At 64.6% G+C, this 3,654-nt stretch carries 3 protein-coding genes and 2 pseudogenes; all 5 read left to right on the top strand.

Features of this window, described 5'->3' with window-relative positions; translation table 11 throughout:
• Positions 1-166 (top strand): annotated as a pseudogene (locus tag EN932_RS39230) (DNA repair protein RadA); the annotation flags it as partial.
• Between the two features lie 63 nt (positions 167-229).
• Positions 230-898, top strand: coding sequence for a CvpA family protein (locus tag EN932_RS31430; protein ID WP_013532527.1), 669 nt, complete (start codon positions 230-232; stop codon positions 896-898).
• Between the two features lie 105 nt (positions 899-1,003).
• Positions 1,004-2,473 carry an amidophosphoribosyltransferase gene (gene purF / locus EN932_RS31425; RefSeq protein WP_013532528.1) on the top strand — a complete coding sequence of 490 codons (1,470 nt, stop codon included), beginning with the start codon at positions 1,004-1,006 and terminating at the stop codon, positions 2,471-2,473.
• 43 nt (positions 2,474-2,516) lie between these two features.
• Complete coding sequence (locus tag EN932_RS31420; RefSeq protein WP_127369620.1) at positions 2,517-3,257, top strand: SDR family NAD(P)-dependent oxidoreductase; 741 nt, start codon at positions 2,517-2,519, stop codon at positions 3,255-3,257.
• Positions 3,258-3,391: 134 nt separating this feature from the next.
• Positions 3,392-3,654: pseudogene (locus EN932_RS31415) on the top strand (hypothetical protein); the annotation flags it as partial.

The following is a 3,654-nucleotide window of genomic DNA, read 5'->3' as shown; positions in this document are numbered from 1 at the left end:
CCTCAAAGAAGCCGAAAAGCTGGGTTTTGGAAGCGCGGTTCTGCCCTCGGGCAGCGGGGAACTGGCCGGGGGGATCGGGGCCGGTTCTTTCCAGCCGACCGAGCTTGCCGACCTCGTGGCACGCATAGCCGGCTCACGCCGAAGCCGCGTGGACGAAGAAGACTAGAGCATCGGACCCAGAGCCCGATGTTCGGCGCTATAATGCGGCTCATGGAGTGGGGCGAAAGACATGCCGATTACGCTGCTTGACGGAATTCTCGTCGGCTTCACTCTGGTCTCGGCGATGCTCGCCATGGTTCGCGGCTTCTCGCGCGAAGTCCTGTCCGTCGTCTCCTGGGCAGCGGCGGCAGCGGCGGCGTTCTTCTTCTACAAGCCGGTCGTGCCTTACCTCGCTCCCTACATCGAGAATGAAAAGGTGGCCATGGCGGCCGCCGCCGGCGTGGTTTTCATCATCGCGCTGATCGTCGTCTCGGTCATCACCATGAAGCTCGCCGACTGGATCATCGATTCCCGGATCGGCGCACTCGACCGGACGCTGGGTTTCCTTTACGGCGCCGCGCGCGGCATCCTGGTCGTTGCCGTCGCCCTGCTGTTCTTCAACTGGCTGGCCGGCGCCAAGGCGCCAGCCTGGGTCACCGAGGCCAAGTCGCGGCCGCTGCTCGAACAAATCGGCGCCAAGCTCGAAAGCCTGCTGCCCGAGGATCCGGAAAACGCGATCCTCAAGAAGCTCAATCCGAATCAGCCGGCCGCCGAGACGCCAGCTGCTCCGGACGCACCGGCGGCGGATGCTCCGGCGGGCGGCGACGATACCAACACGCCGGCGCCTGACGACAATGACGCAACACCACCGGCGAACAACGCCCCGGCCGCTCCGGCACCGGCGGCACCGGCAAACTGACGCCGAAAAACGGCGTCAGGATCTGACGATGGTGTGAACGACTGCACGGCCCGCGTTGCTTTCGGCGCGAACCCGCATTATATGGCGATTTTAGCGGAGCTTAAGATGGCAGACGCAGACGACGTGCTTTCCGCCGAGGCCGACGACCATTTCCACGACGAATGCGGTGTGTTCGGCATTTTCGGCCGGCAGGACGCTGCGGCCATCGTTACATTGGGCCTGCATGCGCTGCAGCATCGCGGCCAGGAAGCGGCCGGCATCGTTTCCTATGACGGCAGCCAGTTCCATGTCGAACGCCATGTCGGCCTGATCGGCGACACCTTCACCAAGCAGCGCGTCATCGACAGCCTGCAAGGCAACCGCGCCATTGGCCATACGCGCTACGCCACCACGGGCGGCGCCGGCATGCGCAACATCCAGCCCTTTTTCGCCGAATTGGCCGATGGCGGTTTCGCCGTCGCCCACAACGGCAATCTGACCAACGCCATGACCGTGCAGCGCGCGCTGCAGAAGCAAGGCGCGATCTTCTCCTCCACCTCCGATACCGAGACGCTTTTGCACCTCGTCGCCACCAGCAAGGAGCGCGATTTGAACTCGCGTTTCATCGATGCGGTGCGGCAGGTCGAGGGCGCTTTTTCCCTGGTGGCGATGACGGCCAAGAAGATGATCGGCTGCCGCGATCCGCTCGGCATCCGGCCGCTGGTGCTGGGCGATCTCGACGGCGCCTGGATCCTGGCCTCCGAAACCTGCGCGCTCGACATCATCGGTGCGCGTTTCGTGCGCGACCTGAAGCCCGGCGAGATGGTCGTCGTCACGTCCAAGGGCATCGAGAGCCTGTTCCCCTTCGAGCCGCAGAAGACCCGCTTCTGCATCTTCGAATATGTCTATTTCGCGCGGCCGGATTCCTCGGTCGAAGGCCGCAACGTCTATGAGGTGCGCAAGCGTATCGGCGCCGAGCTGGCGGTCGAAAGCCCGGTCGAGGCCGACATCGTCGTGCCGGTGCCGGACTCGGGCACGCCGGCGGCGATCGGCTTCAGCCAGGCGGCCGGCATTCCCTTCGAGCTCGGCATCATCCGCAATCATTATGTCGGCCGCACCTTCATCCAGCCGGGCGATTCGATCCGCCATATGGGCGTCAAGCTGAAGCACAATGCCAACCGCCGCATGATCGAAGGCAAGCGCGTGGTGCTGGTCGACGACAGCATCGTGCGCGGCACCACCAGCCAGAAGATCGTGCAGATGGTGCGCGACGCCGGCGCCAAGGAGGTGCATATGCGCATCGCCTCACCGCCGACACGCGCCTCCTGCTTCTACGGTGTCGACACGCCGGAGAAATCGAAGCTCCTGGCATCGCGCATGTCGATCGAGGAGATGGCCGAGTTCATTCGCGTCGATTCGCTTGGCTTCCTCACCATTGACGGGCTCTACCGCGCGGTCGGCGAGGCCAGCCGCGACAACGACCAGCCGCAATTCTGCGATGCCTGCTTCACCGGCCAGTACCCGACCCGCCTGCTCGACTTCGAAGGCCACGACAATGTGCGCACGCTGTCGCTGCTGGCGACAAGCGGGACGTAGGCCGGACCGCCATCAGCGTTAGTCAATTCCCGGAATCCATCGCATGACCCTCGACCTTTCCGGCCGCGTTGCGGTCGTCACCGGCGCCTCGCGCGGCATCGGCTATTTCATCGCCAAGGAATTGGCTGCCGCCGGCGCGCATGTCATTGCGGTGGCTCGTACTGTCGGCGGGCTGGAAGAGCTCGACGACCAGATCAAGGCGGCCGGCGGCCAGGCGACACTGGTGCCGCTCGACCTCGCCGACATGGCCGGCATCGACCGCCTGGGCGGCGCCATCCACGAACGCTGGGGCAAGCTCGACATTCTCGTCGCCAATGCCGGCGTGCTCGGCGTCATCTCGCCGATCGGTCATGTCGAAGCAAAAACCTTCGAGAAGGTGATGACCATCAACGTCACCTCGACCTGGCGGCTGATCCGCTCGGTCGACCCTCTGCTGCGGCTCTCCGATGCTGGCCGCGCGATCATCCTGTCTTCCAACGCCGCGCACTCGGCGCGCGCCTTCTGGGCACCCTACGCGGCATCCAAGGCCGCGGTGGAGACGATGATGCGCTCCTGGGCGCATGAGACGCAGAGCCTGCCGCTCAGGGTGAACGCCGCTGACCCCGGCGCCACCCGCACCGCCATGCGGGCCCAGGCAGTGCCGGGCGAAGATCCCGAGACGTTGCCGCATCCCTCCGAGATCGCCAAGCGGATCGTGCCGCTGGCCAGCCCGGGGCTGAAAGAGACCGGATTGATCTTCCAGGCCAAGCACAATCGCTTCGTCGCCTATAGGCAGCCGGAATAAAACTTGAGCCTTTTTTTGACGCATGTCGGTTTCCCAAAAACCGCTGCGCACTTTTAAGCGACATGCGTAGGGATTAAACAGGCCTCCGGAAACGTTTCTTCGACGTAGTCGAAGCCCAAACCGGAGGAACCACCATGCGCAAACTGCTTCTCGCCACCGCGGCCATCCTGATCGCAGCCGCGGGCGCCGCTTACTCGCAAGATGCCAAGATGAGCTTCTTCGTCACCAGTGTCGGTTCCGGCAAGGGTGCCGACCTCGGCGGCCTCAAGGGTGCCGACGCGCATTGCGCATCGCTGGCGGAAGCCGCCGGCGTCACCGGCAAGAGTTGGGCTGCCTATCTGTCGACCAGCGACACTGACGCCCGCGACCGCATCGGCAAGGGGCCGTGGGTGAACGC

Origin of the sequence: Mesorhizobium sp. M7A.F.Ca.US.002.01.1.1, from assembly GCF_004022955.1 — a bacterium.
Classification (GTDB): domain Bacteria; phylum Pseudomonadota; class Alphaproteobacteria; order Rhizobiales; family Rhizobiaceae; genus Mesorhizobium; species Mesorhizobium ciceri.
This window is presented reverse-complemented; position numbering and strand designations above follow the sequence as displayed.

What these genes read in the sequence shown, in the direction of transcription:
- EN932_RS31430 (WP_013532527.1), top strand. Translation starts at nt 230, where the DNA reads ATGCCGATTACGCTGCTTGACGGAATTCTCGTCGGCTTCACTCTGGTC.
- purF (WP_013532528.1), top strand. Translation starts at nt 1,004, where the DNA reads ATGGCAGACGCAGACGACGTGCTTTCCGCCGAGGCCGACGACCATTTC.
- EN932_RS31420 (WP_127369620.1), top strand. Translation starts at nt 2,517, where the DNA reads ATGACCCTCGACCTTTCCGGCCGCGTTGCGGTCGTCACCGGCGCCTCG.